The organism is Pantoea alfalfae (assembly GCF_019880205.1).
GTDB lineage: Bacteria > Pseudomonadota > Gammaproteobacteria > Enterobacterales > Enterobacteriaceae > Pantoea > Pantoea alfalfae.
This window is the reverse complement of the sequence record NZ_CP082292.1, coordinates 2,510,315-2,528,216: the sequence shown is the minus strand read 5'-3', so window position 1 is coordinate 2,528,216 and position 17,902 is coordinate 2,510,315. Positions and strand designations below refer to the sequence as shown.

24 protein-coding genes are annotated in these 17,902 nt (G+C 53.8%); 9 read left to right on the top strand and 15 right to left on the bottom strand.

From position 1 onward, the window contains the following. The first annotated feature begins 112 nt into the window (after positions 1–112). A complete protein-coding gene (locus tag K6R05_RS11815) occupies positions 113–325 on the top strand; it encodes a YceK/YidQ family lipoprotein (RefSeq protein WP_161733850.1) in 213 nt (70 codons plus the stop codon). On the opposite strand, the gene K6R05_RS11810 is transcribed toward K6R05_RS11815, so the two are convergent. The 3 genes from K6R05_RS11810 to K6R05_RS11805 form a co-directional block, all read right to left on the bottom strand. Then, positions 316–717 carry a MysB family protein gene (locus tag K6R05_RS11810; RefSeq protein WP_013357421.1) on the bottom strand — a complete coding sequence of 134 codons (402 nt, stop codon included), beginning with the start codon at positions 715–717 and terminating at the stop codon, positions 316–318. The two genes, K6R05_RS11815 and K6R05_RS11810, sit on opposite strands and share 10 nt — an antisense overlap. Before the next feature lie 130 nt (positions 718–847). Beyond that, positions 848–1,114 carry a hypothetical protein gene (locus K6R05_RS22130; RefSeq protein WP_237566701.1) on the bottom strand — a complete coding sequence of 89 codons (267 nt, stop codon included), beginning with the start codon at positions 1,112–1,114 and terminating at the stop codon, positions 848–850. Between the two features lie 540 nt (positions 1,115–1,654). Then, positions 1,655–2,578 (bottom strand): Kdo(2)-lipid IV(A) acyltransferase, encoded by a 924-nt coding sequence (locus K6R05_RS11805; RefSeq protein WP_150009773.1) that lies wholly within the window; start codon positions 2,576–2,578, stop codon positions 1,655–1,657. Positions 2,579–2,831: 253 nt separating this feature from the next. On the opposite strand from K6R05_RS11805, the gene trhO reads away from it, so the two are divergent. Next, positions 2,832–3,881 (top strand): oxygen-dependent tRNA uridine(34) hydroxylase TrhO, encoded by a 1,050-nt coding sequence (trhO, locus tag K6R05_RS11800; RefSeq protein ID WP_150009771.1) that lies wholly within the window; start codon positions 2,832–2,834, stop codon positions 3,879–3,881. 39 nt (positions 3,882–3,920) lie between these two features. Here trhO and K6R05_RS11795 read toward each other — a convergent pair whose 3' ends face one another. From K6R05_RS11795 to grxB, 9 genes are all read right to left on the bottom strand, one after another. Then, positions 3,921–4,496 (bottom strand): YceI family protein, encoded by a 576-nt coding sequence (locus K6R05_RS11795; RefSeq protein WP_161733819.1) that lies wholly within the window; start codon positions 4,494–4,496, stop codon positions 3,921–3,923. Position 4,497: 1 nt separating this feature from the next. After that, entirely contained in the window at positions 4,498–5,073 is a 576-nt protein-coding gene (locus K6R05_RS11790; protein WP_161733817.1) for a cytochrome b, read from the bottom strand. Positions 5,074–5,368: 295 nt separating this feature from the next. Then, positions 5,369–6,481, bottom strand: a complete 1,113-nt coding sequence (gene solA / locus K6R05_RS11785; RefSeq protein ID WP_161733815.1) for an N-methyl-L-tryptophan oxidase — start codon at positions 6,479–6,481, stop codon at positions 5,369–5,371. 94 nt (positions 6,482–6,575) lie between these two features. Further along, positions 6,576–6,830: a biofilm formation regulator BssS gene (gene bssS, locus K6R05_RS11780; RefSeq protein WP_013357427.1), complete on the bottom strand. Its 255-nt coding sequence runs from the start codon at positions 6,828–6,830 to the stop codon at positions 6,576–6,578. Positions 6,831–7,074: 244 nt separating this feature from the next. Continuing rightward, a complete protein-coding gene (locus tag K6R05_RS11775) occupies positions 7,075–7,347 on the bottom strand; it encodes a hypothetical protein (RefSeq protein WP_150009763.1) in 273 nt (90 codons plus the stop codon). 144 nt (positions 7,348–7,491) lie between these two features. Further along, positions 7,492–7,737 (bottom strand): DNA damage-inducible protein I, encoded by a 246-nt coding sequence (gene dinI, locus K6R05_RS11770; protein WP_003849907.1) that lies wholly within the window; start codon positions 7,735–7,737, stop codon positions 7,492–7,494. Positions 7,738–7,799: 62 nt separating this feature from the next. Further along, positions 7,800–8,843 (bottom strand): dihydroorotase, encoded by a 1,044-nt coding sequence (gene pyrC, locus K6R05_RS11765; protein WP_161733813.1) that lies wholly within the window; start codon positions 8,841–8,843, stop codon positions 7,800–7,802. A 133-nt stretch (positions 8,844–8,976) separates the two neighbouring features. Next, complete coding sequence (locus K6R05_RS11760; protein ID WP_222924200.1) at positions 8,977–9,540, bottom strand: lipoprotein; 564 nt, start codon at positions 9,538–9,540, stop codon at positions 8,977–8,979. A 116-nt stretch (positions 9,541–9,656) separates the two neighbouring features. Beyond that, complete coding sequence (grxB, locus tag K6R05_RS11755) at positions 9,657–10,304, bottom strand: glutaredoxin 2 (RefSeq protein ID WP_161733809.1); 648 nt, start codon at positions 10,302–10,304, stop codon at positions 9,657–9,659. A 288-nt stretch (positions 10,305–10,592) separates the two neighbouring features. Here grxB and rimJ point away from each other — a divergent pair, with 288 nt between their 5' ends. From rimJ to murJ, 4 genes are all read left to right on the top strand, one after another. After that, positions 10,593–11,186 (top strand): ribosomal protein S5-alanine N-acetyltransferase, encoded by a 594-nt coding sequence (gene rimJ, locus K6R05_RS11750; RefSeq protein ID WP_150009757.1) that lies wholly within the window; start codon positions 10,593–10,595, stop codon positions 11,184–11,186. 13 nt (positions 11,187–11,199) lie between these two features. Continuing rightward, positions 11,200–11,838 (top strand): DUF480 domain-containing protein, encoded by a 639-nt coding sequence (locus K6R05_RS11745; protein ID WP_222924199.1) that lies wholly within the window; start codon positions 11,200–11,202, stop codon positions 11,836–11,838. A 1-nt stretch (position 11,839) separates the two neighbouring features. Further along, positions 11,840–12,760, top strand: a complete 921-nt coding sequence (locus K6R05_RS11740) for a Gfo/Idh/MocA family protein (RefSeq protein WP_222924198.1) — start codon at positions 11,840–11,842, stop codon at positions 12,758–12,760. Between the two features lie 121 nt (positions 12,761–12,881). Next, positions 12,882–14,420 (top strand): murein biosynthesis integral membrane protein MurJ, encoded by a 1,539-nt coding sequence (gene murJ, locus K6R05_RS11735; RefSeq protein ID WP_161733801.1) that lies wholly within the window; start codon positions 12,882–12,884, stop codon positions 14,418–14,420. Positions 14,421–14,724: 304 nt separating this feature from the next. On the opposite strand, the gene flgN is transcribed toward murJ, so the two are convergent. From flgN to flgA, 3 genes are all read right to left on the bottom strand, one after another. Continuing rightward, complete coding sequence (gene flgN, locus K6R05_RS11730) at positions 14,725–15,156, bottom strand: flagellar export chaperone FlgN (RefSeq protein WP_161733799.1); 432 nt, start codon at positions 15,154–15,156, stop codon at positions 14,725–14,727. A 5-nt stretch (positions 15,157–15,161) separates the two neighbouring features. Further along, positions 15,162–15,467, bottom strand: a complete 306-nt coding sequence (gene flgM / locus K6R05_RS11725; protein WP_161733797.1) for a flagellar biosynthesis anti-sigma factor FlgM — start codon at positions 15,465–15,467, stop codon at positions 15,162–15,164. A 104-nt stretch (positions 15,468–15,571) separates the two neighbouring features. Beyond that, entirely contained in the window at positions 15,572–16,231 is a 660-nt protein-coding gene (gene flgA / locus K6R05_RS11720) for a flagellar basal body P-ring formation chaperone FlgA (RefSeq protein ID WP_222924197.1), read from the bottom strand. A 154-nt stretch (positions 16,232–16,385) separates the two neighbouring features. On the opposite strand from flgA, the gene flgB reads away from it, so the two are divergent. The 3 genes from flgB to flgD are packed head-to-tail and all read left to right on the top strand — an operon-like array spanning position 16,386 to position 17,893. Further along, the gene (gene flgB / locus K6R05_RS11715; RefSeq protein ID WP_003849889.1) at positions 16,386–16,799 is read left to right on the top strand and encodes a flagellar basal body rod protein FlgB; all 414 of its coding nucleotides are present in this window, start codon (positions 16,386–16,388) and stop codon (positions 16,797–16,799) included. Between the two features lie 2 nt (positions 16,800–16,801). Then, the gene (flgC, locus tag K6R05_RS11710; protein ID WP_013357440.1) at positions 16,802–17,206 is read left to right on the top strand and encodes a flagellar basal body rod protein FlgC; all 405 of its coding nucleotides are present in this window, start codon (positions 16,802–16,804) and stop codon (positions 17,204–17,206) included. A gap of 12 nt (positions 17,207–17,218) precedes the next feature. Continuing rightward, positions 17,219–17,893 carry a flagellar hook assembly protein FlgD gene (flgD, locus tag K6R05_RS11705; protein WP_013357441.1) on the top strand — a complete coding sequence of 225 codons (675 nt, stop codon included), beginning with the start codon at positions 17,219–17,221 and terminating at the stop codon, positions 17,891–17,893. Positions 17,894–17,902: the final 9 nt, after the last annotated feature.

The following is a 17,902-nucleotide window of genomic DNA, read 5'->3' as shown; positions in this document are numbered from 1 at the left end:
AGCATCAGGATGATAAATTGAGTGCTGGCCGTCACCGCAGGCAGCGTGTGACGATTTCAAAGGCTGTTCAGGGCGGATATCAGTGGTGAAAGGGTTATTTAAGACAGGCGTTATCGTTGCGGCTGTGCTCTGTTTAAGCGGATGCGGCAGTATTATCAGCCGTACCGTGCCCGGACAGGGGCACGGTAATCAGTATTATCCCGGCGTGCAGTGGGACGTGCGTGACAGCGGGTGGCGGGTACTGACCATCCTTGATCTGCCGCTGTCACTGGTGATGGACACCCTGTTATTACCGGTGGATGCCAGTCACGGTCCTTACGAATAACTGCGATCGGAGTCGCTGTTATCATCCTCCCACTCTTGTGCCGCAGCTTCACCCTCTTCGGTGTCAAGCGGCGGCTCCAGCTGGAATTCGCCATCATCCCACTCATGCAGCGTATTTTCCGCTAACCACTCCTGACGCAGCTCCACTTCATCAAAGTCAGCATCAAAAATAGCCTGCGCACCTTCGCCACTGCGGAAAGGCAGACATTCACCCGCATCACCTTCATCTGCCAGGAACTCAGCCTGCCACATGATATCGCCATCCTGCATCACATATTTTTGCAGACCAAACTGACCGATTGAAGCTTCTTCTTCATCCACTTCAGGGTTGTTAGCGAGGAACTCCTCACGTGCAGCATCAATCGCTTCCTCTAACGTACTGTACATGCTCATCGCTCTTCTCCTTACGGGTTCATTAACTACGGATTGTTTTGATTTCAGTGAAGGATAGACGAAATCTGAGGGAGGGAAAGGGCAGGGCGGTGCAACTGGCGGGAAATAAGCCATTTTCCGCCAGCCAGGATCAGATCATCTTTTGCGGAAAGTGCAGGACGGGTTGAACAGACTCATGAATCACCGGTGCTGAGTAGCGGATACAACATTTTATACAGGGCTTCACTTTCTTAAAATTAATTCTGGCGATCGAAAGTGCCTGACTCAGATTATATAATGTGCCGATAAATATCAGCTCGTCTTTATCAGGCAAGCGTTTGCACCCCTTTCGATGGAGAAAATGATAATTGTCCTGATCGGTGCCGATAGTAACGTAATAGTAGAGACCTTTGTTCATATAATCTGTCCCGTTAGAGGTTGCTGTGTATTGTCTTTTTTATAGTTTTGGCCAGGTCTGTTAAAGGTCTGACTGTTACAAATGAAATTACCGATAATCACAAACGACTTCAAATTCCATAACGATCTATCAGTATGTTAAAAAAATAAAAAATGGAATATAAGCCAGATTTACTGAGTAATTGATTGTAAAATCAGTTAATTTTTATCGATTCATAAGCGCAGAGATATCATTAAGGCCGGCTAAATAGGATTAGGCCTGGCATGCGGAATAAATAGCGCCAAATAAAACTAAACAGAGATCGCTGCAATATTAATTAATAAAAAGCTAAAGTGAGCGTGCAGCGCTTTGCGGTGAATTAATTGGTTAGCGATTTTAACGGTAAACAGAAAGAAATTATATTCCGGTTATAGTCCCATACTCCTCGCTGGCCCTGAAATATGGCTGAAAGGATTCTTCTGTGCTGAGTGACTGATTTATTTAGCAGGATGTCGGGTCAAAAACGCGCTAAATGTCAGGTGAACATTTAGCGCGAACTGATTAATAACGTGAAGGCTCGCCTTCAGGGCGTGTTTTAAAGCGGCGGTGGAGCCACATGTACTGTTCGGGAGCCAGCAGGACGCCCTCTTCGACCACTTTATTCATCCTGGCGGCGGTCACTTCATCGCTTTCCAGCGTAAATTCGGCGCTGATGTCAGGCAGTATCATCAGTTCATAACCACGGCCGTCGGGCAGACGACGCGGCACAAAGGGGATAACTGCCGGTTTACCGGTGCGGATCAGCAGATGCGTGCCCACTGTCGTGGCTGCTTTTTCTACAGCGAAAAAGGGCACAAAGACGCTGCTACGCGGGCCATAATCATGATCGGGTGCGTACCAGATGATGTCACCGTGCTTCAGTGCGCGGATCATGCCTTTGAGATCTTTACGGTCGATCATGCTTTTATTTGACCGCATCCGGCCTTTTACCTGCAGCCAGTCGATCAGTTTATTGTCATTGGGGCGATAGACACCAATGCCAGGATTATGGATGCCAAACATGCGTGCACCAATCTCCAGCGTCAGAAAGTGCATGCCGATGAGCAGCACGCCACGCTGACTATCTCGCGCCTGCTGGATATGCTCCAGACCCGAAGGCTTATGCCATTTGTTGATGCGCCAGTCTGGCCAGAACCACGCCATACCGGTCTCAATCAATCCCATACCGACTGATTCAAAATTGTGCTTAACCATCGCTTCGCGTTCGTTAACCGGCATATCAGGAAATGTTAATTCCAGATTACGTCGGGCGATACTGACGCGTCGCGTCATAAAACGCATCCCAATACGACCAATATTGCAGCCGAGCACATAAAGCAGGGGATAAGGAAGTAGCACCAAAAGATAAAGAGAAGCGACACCCAGCCAGGTCAGCCAATAGCGCGGGTGAAGCAGTTCTCGTGAAAACTGAGGCAACTGAGTCATGTGAAGATTAATTTTCCTGCGTCGCGCACCATGCAGTGCTGATATCTCATTGATTTACGCCATTGTGCCAGTTTTTATCGTGCGTATAAATATCACTGACAGAACGGACGACTGCAGGCTGCTGTTAAATAGCCAGATAGTGCCGGAAAAAACAGCAACCCGCGCCTGATTCCGAGACTGGTCTTTGCATCCCGGTGAAATCAGGTATCATGTGCCCGCTAAATTTCTCCTATTGATAACAGGAAAGAACACCATGCCAGTGTTACATAACCTCGTTTCCAATAAAGAGCTGAAGGCGCGCATGCTGGCTGAAACTGAGCCGCGCACCACAGTCTCTTTTTATAAATATTTCCAGATTGCCGACCCTAAAGCTTTCCGCGATGCGCTCTACCTTGGCCTGACGTCACTCAAGGTCTTTGGCCGCGTCTATGTCGCGCACGAAGGTATTAATGCACAGATCAGCGTGCCCGCCAGCCAGTATGAAAAGATGAAAGAGTGGCTGTATGGCTTTGATCCGGCGCTGAACAACCTGCGAATGAATATTGCGCTGGATGATGATGGAAAATCATTCTGGGTATTGCGCCTTAAAGTGCGCGATCGCATTGTTGCGGACGGTATCGATGACGCCAGTTTTGATGCCAGCGACGTAGGTCAGTATCTGAAAGCGGCCGAGGTTAACGCCATGCTGGACGATCCTGATGCCCTGTTCGTTGATATGCGTAACCACTATGAATATGAAGTGGGCCGCTTCGATAATGCGCTGGAAGTGCCTGCTGACACCTTCCGCGATCAGCTGCCGATGGCGGTTGATATGCTGCAGGATCAGAAAGACAAAAAGATCGTAATGTACTGCACCGGCGGGATCCGCTGTGAAAAGGCGAGCGCCTGGATGCGGCATAACGGCTTCGAGGATGTTTACCACATTGAAGGCGGTATCATCGAGTATGCCCGGCGCGCCCGTGAACAGGGATTACCGGTTCGCTTCAAAGGCAAAAATTTTGTGTTTGATGAGCGGATGGGTGAACGGATCTCTGACGACGTGCTATCGAACTGTCATCAGTGCGGCGAGCCCTGTGATACCCATGTCAATTGCGTCAATGACGGCTGTCATCTGCTGTTTATCCAGTGCAAAAGCTGCGCAGAGAAATTTGAGAACTGCTGTAGCCCGATCTGTCAGGAAGAGGCGAAACTCTCACCGGAGGAGCAGCGCGCTCGTCGGGCTGGACGCGAGAATGGCAACAAGATCTTTAACAAGTCGCGTGGCCTGTTAAACATGACCATTCCGTCACCAGTGAAGAAATAATCGTGGCCGCCTGAAGTCAGCTTCAGGCGGCTTGCTGTGTTACTGGCGCACACCTTCAACCGAGATCATCAGCTCCACCTTCTGCGAAGCTGGCCCCAGATCTTTGGTAATGTTAAAATCTTTCAGTGTAATTTCGCCTTCGGCTTCAAAGCCAGCGCGGTAGCCGCCCCACGGGTCTTTGCCTTCACCCAGCATTTTCGCCTCCAGCGTCACCGGCTTAGTCACGCCATTCAGCGTGAGATCGCCGGTAATCATCAGCTCATCACCCTCTTTCTTTACTGCTGTGGATTTGAAGGTGGCCTGCGGGTTTTTGCTGCTGTTCAGGAAGTCAGCGCTACGCAGGTGCTTGTCACGTTCCGCGTGATTGGTATCGACGCTGCTGGTGTTAATGGTCACGTCAACTTTATCTGCTGCCGGGTTCTTCTCATCGAAGGTGAAGCTGCCGTCAAAATCTTTGAAGGTGCCGTAGAGCCAGCTGTAACCCAGGTGCTGAATGCGGAACTGGATAAAGGCGTGCTGGCCCTCTTTATCAATCTTATAGTCTGCGGCACCCGCAGTCATTGAGCCGAGCAGCAGGCTGGCACCGGTCATCGCCAGCAGGGTCTTCTTAAACATATTATTTATCCTTTTCAGAGGGGAAGGGGAGACGTAAACCTGACATCCGTTTTAGGGTGATATCGCGATCGATAACGTGATGCTTTAGCGCAGCCAGACCATGCAGTACCGACAGGACCACAACCGTCCAGGCCAGCCAGAGATGAATGTCGCCTGCCAGGTCTGCCTGTTCGCCTGCGCCGCTGAACAGCGCGGGCAGCGTAAACCAGTTAAATACGGAGATGGGCTTGCCATCGGCGGTGGAGATCAGATAGCCACTGATCAGAATGGCCAGCAGCAGGGTATAAAGGAGCAGGTGCGCCACTACTGAACTGATGCGCACCAGCGGGGAATAGCTGCTCAGCGGCTTTGGCGGTGGGGAAATAACGCGCCATAGCAGGCGAATGATCAGCGTCAGCAACAGAATGACGCCAATACTTTTATGGATTTCCGGCGCGTCGTGATACCAGCTATCGTAATAGCCAAGACCAACCATCCAGAGTCCTAGCGCAAACATGGCATAAATCGCCAGCGCCATTGACCAGTGCAGTAGCACAGCAACCAATCCAAACTGATGGGGTGTATTACGTAATAACATAATGTGGGTTTCATAAAGAAATAATCTGAAATAAGCATCCACATTATGAAATATAAAAGCAATCGTCCTTACGCTTCTATAAATTTTAATTTCCAAGATGAAAAGGTTGAATAAAACTGCAGCGAGATGAGCAATATTACTGAATGAGATATTTCTGGCGGGAGAGTCGTCAACGTTAAATGGCGGCAATTAACCATATGGGCGAAATAAACACTATCATTATGTCAGGAAAATTCAGTTTTCGTCAGATTATGTCAGCCGGGTGGCATCAGACTGATGCCACCCGTTATCAGAGTCAGAAACGCGAGAGGCGGAAGCGGGACAAATCAAAGGAGAACGGTTTTTGCTGTGCGAATTCCGCAGCAAGCTCGCCTAAAACGCTGGCAAATTTAAACCCATGTCCGCTGAGTCCGGTGATGACCATGCGGTCGGGTTCACCCGGCAGGGTATCGATAATAAAGTCTTCGTCCGGACTGAAATCGTAGCTGCAGGCTTCGCCATGCAGACAGACGCCGACACCAGGTAAAAACTGACGGAGAAAACCAAAGGCCTCACTGCCGTCCGCCGCTACCGTGCCAAAAGGTTTACGATCTTCAGGCTGCTGCATCAGCTGACCGCCATCATGGCGACCTACCTTCAGTGCGTTGTTGTCCGCCGGGAAGCCGTAAAACTGGCTGCCATCTGCCATCTCAACCGTAAAGCCGGGGAACTGATTATTCTCGCTGTAGCGGCCATCTGCCTGATACCAGGCAAATACCTTGCGGGTAGGGGCGACCGGCAGGCCAGGAATTAATTTGCCGACCCAGGTTCCAGCGCTTATCAGCATTTTGCGTCCCCGATAGATACCATCCAGGGTGGTGACCTGCTGCAGGTCGCCATCACGACCAATCTCAGAGACCGGGCAGTTAAACAGCTGCGCACAGCCCGCCTGTTCCGCCAGCTGGATCCAGCTGCGAACCGCCTGTTCACATTTCAGAAAGCCGGACTGCGGCTCAAATATGCCCAGATAACCCTCTGGCACGTTGATTTGCGGCCAGCGCTTTCGCACTTCATCAGGCTGCATCACCTCGATATTGAGCTGCCAGCGGGTCGCACTGTCGATAACGTTCCGGATAAAGGGGGAGTGGTCAGGAGCAAGGTTAAGTACGCCGCTGCGATGCATGATGCGCTCACCGGCGCGCTGTTCCAGCTCATCCCACAGCGTCTGCGCCCGCAGAACCAGCGGAACATAATGTTCGCCTTCACCATAGGCGTGACGAATCAGCCGGCTCTCACCATGATGCGTTCCCTGATTGTGAGGAGGATGGGCGCTGTCAATCATTAATACCGATAAACCTGCCTGGGTAGCATAGTAGCCAGCCGCCGCGCCCACTGAACCACTGCCGACGACGATAAGATCATAAATCATGATAACGACACTCTAAGAGTCAGATAATCAAAAGCATACCAGAAACAGAAACGAAAAAGGCACCCCTGAGGGCGCCTCTTTGATGCGGCAGAAATTAATGCTTATTAAGAAGTCGTTCTGGTTGCTCAGCTGATTCTATCTTGGCGATGCCCGCTTCGAGGATCGAGATAAACTGCCTTGCCACATCCGTTGTCAGCCAGTAGGTCGGGCCAACATCCGCTTCTTCTTCTTTTTGATCCTGCGACGACAGCGAGTGCAGGCGGATCATCATGGCATCATAGCTATCAACGGTACTGATGTCCCAGCCCACCAGAGGATGGGTCTGGATAACGTCTTTTCTTCTGTCCATTATAACCTCCTTATTACTCGTTAAACGAAGTGCATGATGAGGTTCAATGCGGCTTTTTTATTGCGATAGCGGAACAATTATAACAGTAAACCTGGGTATCACTGTTTAAAAAATGCCGTGAACCAGCTTCTCATAGAATATTTGCGTTTGAAAGGAGGGCGTTGAAAAATAAAATGCCTGACGGGCAGGCATTTTTATCACTGTTCAATGGGCATATAAAAGCGGGTTAGCCACGTGAGCGGGCTTAAAGTGTCGGGGTTTCCGGCACGATGCCACCGCCACGTTTTTGCAGTGTTTCTGCAAGACGGGCAAAGTGCTGCTGGAGCTGCTCATCATGGTTTTGATTTTGGGCTTCCAGCGACAGATTGTGCACCAGCAACTGACTGGCACGATCGTCAAGACAGAAAATCAGACTGGAAAAGGCATTTTCCAGCACCGTTAAACGACGCTTCTGATCACCAATCAGTGCTAACAACTCACCAAAGGTCATCGCCTCTTCCGGTTTATCAGTAGTCATGGTGTCGCACCTCCTGTTATGCGTGACGAGCGCAAGGATAGGGCATTGATCATTAAGAGTCTAGATGCAGAGAGGGGGAAGTGCGAGAGGGGAGAAAAGATAAAAAAACCGGGTGGCGACACCCGGAAAAAAGCACAGTGGCGGTTAATCAGTAATGAACCAGTCGTCAGCGCTTTCCCACGTCTGCTGCAGGATTTCGCTGATCTGGTCGCGCGTCTCTTTTCCACCGCCCAGCACGCTGAGATTGTTGGCACTGGCGTAACGTACCTTGACGTGATTGGTCGAGTCAGGGAACTGTTCGTCGATGCGGCGCGATAATTCATCGCTTAACGCTTCAATCGCGCCAGCAGGAAGAGGTCGGGTATTGGATACGGTAATTTCAACGCGCATAATAGCCTCTGGTTAAGATGCTGTATATATTTACAGTATCAATGAGCCGGAGGCAAGCAAAATTATGCGATGCGCCAGTTCAGCGTTTCACCGGCCAGGAACGGCACCAGTGAGTGGCTGCCAAGCGCAATTGACTCTGGTACCTGCCACGGCTCACGCACCAGCGTGATCGTCCCCTCATTCAGTGGCAGACCGTAAAAACGCGGGCCATTTTCAGAACAGAACGCTTCAAAATGTTCCAGCGCGTTCAGCTCTTCAAAAACGGTGGCGTAGGCGGGCAACGACGTCGGCGCATTAAATACGCCCGCACACCCGCAGCTGGCCTCTTTGAGATGACGCAGATGCGGTGCTGTGTCGGTGCCGAGGAAGACGCGCGGATGACCACTCGCCACTAATTTGCGCAATGCTTCCTGATGCACGTTGCGTTTAAGAATCGGCAGGCAATAGAGGTGAGGACGAATACCGCCCACCAGCATGTGATTGCGGTTAAACATCAAATGCTGCGGGGTAATGGTCGCGCCCAGCGTCTCATCGGCGGCGGCAACATACTCTGCGGCGTCCTGAGTGGTAATGTGCTCCATCACCACTTTCAGTGCCGGAAACTGGCTGCGTAGAGGCACCATAACCGTTTCGATAAACCGGGCTTCGCGGTCAAAAATGTCGACATGCGCATCGGTGACTTCACCATGGATCAGCAGTGGCATACCGAGCGTCTGCATCCGATCCAGCACGCGGGCAATGGACGCGATGTTGGTCACGCCATGACTGGAGTTGGTGGTAGCGTGCGCCGGATAGAGCTTCGCCGCAGTGAACAGACCGGCGGTGAAACCGCGCTCAAGCTCATCAGGATCCAGCGAGTCGGTCAGGTAGCAGGTCATCAGCGGCGTAAAGGCGTGATCGGCGGGCAGCGCCGCCAGGATGCGATCGCGGTACGCTTCACCTGCTGCCACGCTGGTCACCGGCGGCACCAGGTTAGGCATCACAATGGCACGACCATTCACCGCGCTGGTATAGGGCAGGACCGTGTTGAGCATCTCATCGTCGCGCAGATGAATATGCCAGTCGTCAGGGCGACGCAGGGTAAGTTGCTGAGGTTGTGCTGTCATCAGTGAAGCTCCGGCAGAAGGGAAACAAAAGGCGTGTTTTGGCCGGGGTCTAAGCATAAGGATTCAGGCAACCGTTTGCACCTGCTTTTTATGCCGCCAGAGAAAATCCGCGCCAGGGGCGCGGAAATCGGGATTACTGCGTAAAGGGAATAACCAGTTCGCCAGGCTTCACTTCCAGTCCTTTGGCAAATTTCTTCGCCAGCGACTCGCCTTTGCTGCGGTCTGCGCTGAGCACATAGGCGGGTTTTTGATCAAAGTAGCTTTTCAGCGACTGATTCAGATAAGGCGTCAGCGTCTTCATGATTGAGGCCATTTTTTCCGGGGCCACCTGGGCGTCAACAATCTCCAGATCGCGCAGATAAATTGCGCCCTGCTGCTGATTATAAACCGGCTGAGCACGCATTTTCAGTTGCATATCGGCCTGCTGCGGGCCAAACAGTGAGGTGACGTTGATTTTTGCGTTACCGGAGAGCGTCACTTTACCTGGTTCTTCGCGACCAATCTGACTGGTCAGATTGGTCAGCACGATGTGTGCGTTAACCAGGCCGGAAACGCCAATATCTTTCTCGTAGTTGTTGTGTTTCTGCAGCGCCTGGTTTACTTCCTGTTCGCTGATGGTGTATTGCGTCAGTTGATTACAGCCGCTGATTAGCAGCGCCATCAACAGGGCAGTCAGCCCGAAAAAAAACTTTTTCATCGATCTTTATCCTGAATATCAGAGCCAGTAAACAGGCCATAGCCTGCCTGAATGCGTGGCGGGTGTCATCAGGAAAGGGATGAGAAACGCCGCAGCGTCTCTCATCGGAGGCGGGACTAATGCGCTATCGAAGAGAGCAGATTTACCTGAGTCTGTTTGGCCATGTTATCGCGGTAGTCCGCGACCCGGCTCGGCCAGTCGATACCGGCGACCAGCGTCAGAGAGCGGAGTAGCGGGAAGAGATTAAAATCATCTTCCGATAGCTCGCCGTTTACCGCATTGGGCTGAACGATTAATTTGTCCAGTTTGCGCAGATCTTCACTCACATTCTTAATCAGCCCGGCCGAGTGGCTTTTCAGCGTTTCAAAATCACCGAGGCTCGCCTGTTTTTTGCTGCGGAAATAGTCACGCGCCTCAGGCGTAGCGAACTCGGCAAACGCCGCTTCGGCAATGCGCGGCAGCAGCAGTTTATTGACATAGCTGTTCATGTGACGCAGCCAGTCGCCAATTGCCGGGTTCAGCGCGCCGGTGATCAGCGGTGCGCCATCCTGCTGATCGACGTACTGCACGATCTCCATGCTCTCAGGCATTGCACTGCCATCCTGCTTTTGCAGAATCGGTGCCATTTTCTGCCCGATCAGTCGTTTTGGCGTCTCTTCATCGTCGTTGAGCATCACCACCAGCTCAACCGGCTTATTTTTCAGACCAAAAATCATTCGCGCTTTAACGCAGAAAGGACAATGGTCATAGATATACAGTTTCATCCTGATCTCCCGGATTTTTACAGGTTTAGTGTTTAACAGAGTGAATCAATTCATCCTGTTTTCGGGCGCGTAAAAAGTATGGAAGAGATTACCCTGCAGGGCAAACCTGCCAGCCAGCATGTGGGACTTTAGCCGGGCGAACCGACGGGTCATCGCTGTGATAACAGAGTAAAATCAACCTCTTTAAAGCTAAACCACTGTAACGTTTTACCGCAGCCCAGGCGGCGGTTATAGTGAACGCCGGGTAATGACGGCTTTCACTCACAGCCATTGATTTCAGGAGTCAGGATGTTTGGCTATCGTTCTGCCGCGCCCAGGGTGCGATTAACCACCGATCGTCTGGTGGTCCGTCTGGTTCACGAACGTGATGCCTGGCGAATGGCAGATTACTATTCGGAAAACCGCCTGTTTTTAAAACCATGGGAGCCGGTGCGCGACGATAGCCACTGCTACCCTTCAGGCTGGCAGGCGCGCCTCGGGCTGATTTCCGACATGCATAAGCAGGGAACGGCCTTCTATTTTATTCTCATGGACAGCGATGAAACCGAAGTGCGGGGCGTGGCGAACTTCAGTAACGTGCTGCGCGGTTCCTTTCACGCCTGTTATCTCGGCTATTCACTGGGTGAAAAGTGGCAGGGGCAGGGGCTGATGTTCGAAGCCTTGCAGTCGGCTATCCGCTATATGCAGCGCCAGCAGCATATTCATCGCATTATGGCGAACTACATGCCGCACAACCAGCGCAGCGGCGATCTGCTGGCGCGACTTGGTTTTGAGAAAGAGGGTTACGCGAAAGATTATCTGCTGATCGACGGACGCTGGCAGGATCACGTGCTGACAGCCTTAACTCTGCGGGAATGGACGCCTGACCGGCGTGGACAATAATGAGGACGCGAGCATGAAGATGGCTTTATCAGCGCAGGCGTTGCGCGTGTTGGGCTGCCTGCTGGAGAAGCAGGTCACCACGCCAGAGCAGTATCCGCTGTCACTGAATGGCGTGGTAGTGGCCTGTAATCAGAAATCGAATCGCGAGCCGGTGATGGAGCTGAGTGAAAGCGAGGTACAGAATCAGCTCGATCAGCTGGAAAAGCGTCATCTGATCACCGCCAGCAGCGCCGCCGGACAGCGGGTGGTAAAATATGAGCAGCGTTTCTGTAATTCTGCGTTTGGCACACTGAAACTCAACAGTGCGGAAGTGGCTCTTCTCACCCTGCTGCTGCTGCGCGGGCCGCAGACGCCAGGCGAACTGCGAACCCGCAGCGGTCGTCTGCATGAGTTCAGCGATGTCGGCGACGTGGAACAGACGCTGGAAGGCTTGATGCAGCGTGACGACAGTGCACAGGTCATCCGCCTGGCACGTGAGCCAGGCAAGCGCGAAAGCCGCTTTATGCATCTGCTGGGCGATGAAGATGATGCACATCAGGCTGCCGACGCGCCGGACGAGCAGGGCGATCTGGCGGCGCGTGTTACTACGCTGGAACAGCAGGTCGCAGCACTTCAGGCGCAACTTACCCAATTGCTGCAAACGGAGAGCTGAGATGACATTACGTATAGGCGTGGTGGGATTGGGTGGTATTGCGCAGAAAGCCTGGCTGCCGGTGCTGTCTGCGGCGACGGACTGGACGCTGGTGGGGGCGTTTTCCCCGAATCAGGCCAAAGCCCGCCCAATCTGTGACAGCTATCGCATGCAGTGCTTTGGTTCACTGAATGAAGTAGCCGCAGCCTGCGACGCGGTGTTTGTCCACAGCAGCACCGACACCCACTATGAGGTGGTCAGGGCTCTGCTGCTGGCAGGAAAAGATGTCTGCGTCGACAAGCCGCTGGCTGAAACCCTGGAGCAGGCTGAAGCGCTGGTGGCGCTGGCGGAAAAACGCCAGCGTAAACTGATGGTGGCATTTAACCGCCGCTTTGCCCCGCGCTATCAGCAGCTGCAGGCGGAGATGGCTGGCGCGGCTTCTCTGCGGATTGAAAAGCACCGCAGCGACAGCGTCGGGCCACGGGATCTTCGTTTTACCCTGCTTGATGACTACCTGCATGTGGTGGACACCGCGCTCTGGCTGGGCGGCAAGCCTGTTCGCCAGGTTCACGGACGCATTGATACCAACGAGCAGGGGCAGATGCTCTATGCCGAACACCATTTCGCTGTTGAAGGCCTGGCGATCACCACCAGTATGCACCGGCGCGCAGGCAGTCAGCGCGAGCGGATCAGCGCAGTGTGTGACGGTAAGTGCATCGACATCAGCGAGATGCGCGACTGGCAGGAAGAGCGCAGTGATGGCCTGCTAATCACTCCGCCGCCTGCCTGGCAGAGCCATCTGACGCAGCGCGGCTTCAGCGGTGCAGCACGCCATTTTATTGACTGCGTACAAAATCAGACGAAGCCTGAAACCAGCGGTGAGCAGGCGCTGATGGCGCAGCGTGTGGTGGAAAAACTGTGGCGTGAGGCGACGCAGGAATAACGCCTTGTAACACTCCGTGCTGGTCATTTCCCTCCGTGGCAGTAGACTGTCGCCGGGCATCCTCGGGTGCCCGCGCTAATTCTCCTTTTTTGCCGATTCTTTTCAGGATGCGCCGTCAATTATGAATTTGTTGAAATCGCTGGCAGCGGTCAGTTCTATGACCCTGTTTTCCCGCGTACTGGGCTTTGCCCGTGATGCCATCGTGGCGCGGGTGTTTGGTGCCGGAATGGCGACCGATGCCTTCTTTGTTGCGTTTAAACTGCCCAATCTGCTGCGCCGTATTTTCGCTGAAGGCGCATTTTCTCAGGCGTTCGTGCCGATTCTGGCTGAATATAAAAGCAAGCAGGGTGAAGAGGCGACAAAACTGTTCCTGGCGTACGTCTCAGGCCTGCTGACGCTGGCACTGGCGCTGGTCACGATGGCGGGGATGATCGCTGCGCCCTGGGTCATCATGGTCACGGCGCCCGGCTTTGCCGACAGTGCCGATAAGTTTGCACTGACCAGCTCGCTGCTGCGAGTGACGTTCCCCTACATTATGCTGATTTCGCTGGCCTCGCTGGCGGGGGCGGTGCTGAACACCTGGAACCGCTTCTCGGTGCCGGCGTTTGCGCCGACCCTTCTGAATGTCAGCATGATTGGTTTTGCGCTGTTTGCTGCGCCGCATTTTCATCCACCAGTGATGGCGCTGGCCTGGGCCGTGGTCGCGGGCGGTGTGCTGCAACTCGGCTATCAGCTTCCTCACCTGAAGAAGCTGGGAATGCTGGTGCTGCCGCGCCTGAATCTGCGTGACGCGGGCGTATGGCGGGTGATGCGTCAGATGGGACCGGCCATTCTGGGCGTTTCCGTCAGTCAGATCTCACTGATCATCAACACCATCTTCGCCTCGTTTCTGGTTTCGGGTTCGGTCTCCTGGATGTACTACGCCGATCGGCTGATGGAGTTTCCTTCGGGTGTGCTGGGCGTGGCGCTGGGCACCATTCTGTTGCCGTCGCTGGCTAAAAGTTTTGCCAGCGGCAACCATGATGAATATTCCCGACTGATGGACTGGGGGCTGCGCCTCTGCTTCCTGCTGGCGCTGCCGAGTGCCGTGGCGCTGGGCATGCTCTCCGGTCCGCTGACCGTGGCGCTGTTCCAGTACGGTAAATTCACCGCCTTTGATGCATTGATGACGCAGCGTGCGCTGATCGCCTACTCCGTGGGACTGATGGGCCTGATTGTGGTTAAGGTGCTGGCACCGGGCTTCTATTCCCGTCAGGACATCAAAACGCCGGTGAAAATCGCGATTATCACGCTGATCATGACGCAGCTCATGAACCTGGCGTTTATTGGTCCGCTGAAACATGCCGGTCTGTCACTGTCGATTGGTCTGGCGGCCTGTCTGAATGCGTCGCTGCTCTACTGGCAGCTGCGTAAGAAGAATATCTTTATGCCGCAGCCGGGCTGGAGCAGCTTCCTGCTCCGCCTGCTGATTGCCGTGGTGGTGATGGCCGGCGCGCTGTTTGCCATGCTGCAGTGGATGCCGGCATGGGAACAGGGCTCCATGCTGTGGCGACTGCTGCGTCTGGCGGCGGTTTGTGCAGTGGGTGGCGGGGCTTATTTCCTGGCGCTGGGGCTGCTGGGCTTCCGGTTGCGTGACTATGCGCGGCGCACCGCTGTGTAAAGCGTGCCGCAATAAATAAATTCAACGCGCAGGGAACAGGGGCAGAGGAGGAAAGCGTCCCGCGCCATGGACAAAAACGCCGGGAGCGTTTTTGAAGAACGCAACGCGTTGGCCCGGCAACGGGCGCACCTCAGGGATGAGGTGCGTAAACGCGCGGGCCGAGCGGCCAGGGATTGGCTTTAGCGTCTTTCCGATCTGCCCCTGTTCCCTGTGCAGGCTCAATTTTAAAGCTCATCATGGTGAAGGAAAAACGCACCAATAAAAAATCCCGCACCAGGCGGGATTTTTTTCGCTACTTTCCGGTTCAGGCTTTGCGACTTAACGTCGCCTGGCCTTTACCCATCCCATCCGGGCCGTAAAAGGCCTGGGTCTGATGCGGCTTCAGCACTTCAAGTGCATTTTCCGTGTAGCGGATCTGGTGTTGCAGCAGCAGGCCATTATGAACATTGGCGTCCTGCAGACGACGGGTATGCTGCTGAATGCTGTCCCAGCGGCGCGCCATGTCGTTCTGACCACGATAAGGTGCTGCTGTCGCCTGACTCTGTTCAGCGGTGCGGCGCATCTCATCCAGATAGTTCAGCGTACTGAGCAGTGCACTTTTATCTTCGGTGATGCGCTGCAACAGGTTGCTGTTAATGCTGCCCGCTGCCAGTTGCTGCTGCTCTTCTTCCAGCACCGCTGAAAGCGACGCCAGCACGTCCTGCATCTTATCTAATGTGGTCTGCAAATTACTCATGGCAATTAATTACCCTCTAAATACGCCTTAGTGTCGGCAATCAGCGCATCGGCGATTTTGCCGGTATCCATCTTCAGTTCGCCATTACGAATGGCCGTTTTCAGTTGTTCAACGCGCTCGACGTTAATATCTTTGCTGCTCGGCTGCATCAGCTGCGACTGCGCGCTGCTCAGGCTGACCTGGGCTGCAGCGGGGGTCGTGGCTGCTACCGGGCTGGCACTCTGACGCACTTTGCTGCTGCCAGTCTCGCTGCTGTCACGGCTCTGGACGGTGCTGGCGGGTTTCAGAGGTTGCGTTCTGTCAATGCTCATATTCGGGCTCCTGTACGGTCAGGGGAAGTCTGCCACCTGAATCATAATAGCGTTATCGCTTTGTTGATTCTTCTATCGGCAGCACTACGGGCTTCTTTAACACTTTACAGCGTTATAAGAATATTCCCATCCTCGCGAACTTTACCGCTGACAATCTGGCCATTTCCCATCCTTACCCGAACCAATTGCGAGCGGGCGGCATTGTTCAGCGCCTTGCCCTCACCGCTGGCGTCAAAGCCGTCACCGCTGGCAATCACCATCACATTCTGACCCGCCTTAACACGCCATGGCTGACGCAGCGTGGAAGGATTAATCGGCTGTCCTGGCTGGATATCACGCAGCACTACGGCGTCTGCAACTGCGTCCGCATTCAGCAGGGCGCGGGCAGGCAGGGTATCAAGGCGGCCGGTCTGCAGCGTGAAATCACTTTCGCTGACGCTGCTGCCCTGGCTTAGCAGCCGGGTCGCCACCAGATAGGAACCGGTGACCTGAACCTGTACCTGGATATAACGGCGATTCTCATCGCAGTTTGCCGCCACGCTCATGTTGCCCCATAACCGGCTATTGCCTGGCAGGGTGAACTTTGGCATCTCACAGGCTGGCCATTGCTCTTTCGGCGTGCGCACCACGACAACCATGCCTTCAGCATGCTGAGCGTCACGCGCTTTAAAAAATTGATTCAGTTGTGCATTGAGATCCCCGGCAGAAGCCGGCAGGGCGATCACGACCAGCAGGCTGGTCAGCAGAGTCAGATATCGACGCATTGTGCAGTTCCTCACTGATGATGGCGACGAGTGTACCCGTTAAGAAAAATCCTCAATTGTCAAAATAGCGGTCATTTAAGGCGTTATTCAGACGATGACGGCTTGCTTTTTCAAATTAAGCTGCGAGCTCAAAATTCTCATACGCGGAGGAAACATGCTCGACAAACTGGATGCGGCGCTGAAATTTGGAACGGAGGCCCTCAACCTGCGTGCTCAACGTCAGGAGATCCTGGCGTCAAATATTGCCAACGCCGATACCCCTGGTTATCAGGCCCGGGATATCGACTTTGCCAGCGAGCTGAGTCGGGTGATGTCCAATGGTCGTGCGGAAGGCAGCAGCATGGCGTTAAAAGTCACGTCAGCTCGCCACATTGAAGCTCAGACAAACGGGGCGCCATCAATGGATATGCTTTATCGCATTCCTGACCAGCCTTCTGCCGACGGCAACACCGTAGATATGGACCGTGAGCGTACGCAGTTCGCGGATAACAGCCTGAAATATCAAACCGACCTCACCCTCATCAGTAGCCAGATCAAAGGCATGATGAGCGTGTTACAAGGGCAATAATTATGGCCTTGCTGAATATTTTTGACATTGCCGGCTCAGCGATGACCGCGCAATCACAGCGATTAAACGTCAGTGCCAGTAACCTGGCAAACGCCGACAGCGTCACCGGCCCCGATGGCAAGCCTTACGTGGCAAAGCAGGTGGTCTTCCAGACCGATGCGGCCCCGGGTTCAGCGACCGGCGGTGTGAAAGTGGCACGCGTCGTGGACGATCCGACACCTGCGAAGCTGGTCTATGACCCGGGCAACCCGATGGCCGATGCCAAAGGCTACGTGAAGATGCCGAACGTGGATGTGGTTTCTGAAAGCGTCAACACCATGTCGGCGTCACGCAGCTACCAGGCCAACGTCGAGGTGCTCAACACCGTGAAGTCGATGATGATGAAAACCCTGACGATCGGGCAATAACGGAGAAAAATGATGGCTATCGCGGTAGGCGTTAATGAAAAGCTGGACCCCACGGTCCTTAGCTCATCCAGCACCAGCGGCACCGGCAACAACGCGCAGGATCTGCAGAATCAGTTCCTGACCATGCTGGTGACGCAGTTAAAGAACCAGGATCCAACCAATCCAATGGATAACAGCCAGCTCACCACGCAGCTGGCACAGATCAATACCCTGAGCGGCATTGAAAAACTGAATACCACACTGGGATCGATCTCCGGACAGATCAGCACCAGCCAGTCGCTGCAGAGCTCCACGCTGATTGGGCATGGCGTGATGGTTAATGGCGGACAGATTCTGGTAGGCAACGGCACCACCACGCCATTTGGCGTGGAGCTGGCTTCCGCCTCTACCGGCGCATCCGCCACCATTAAAGATGCCAATGGCACGGTGATCGACACCGTCGATCTGGGCGCGCTGAGTGCTGGCGTCCACACCTTCTCGTGGGATGGCAAGCTGACTGATGGCTCTGTCGCGCCGGATGGTAAATACAGCGTTGCGATTGCCGCAAGCAATGGCAACACACAACTGGTGGCACAACCGCTTAACTACGCCTACGTCAATGGGGTGAGTACTGCGAACAACACCACAAAACTGGATCTCGGCACCATGGGCTCCGCCACCCTTGACGACGTACGTCAGATTCTCTGATTAACCTGT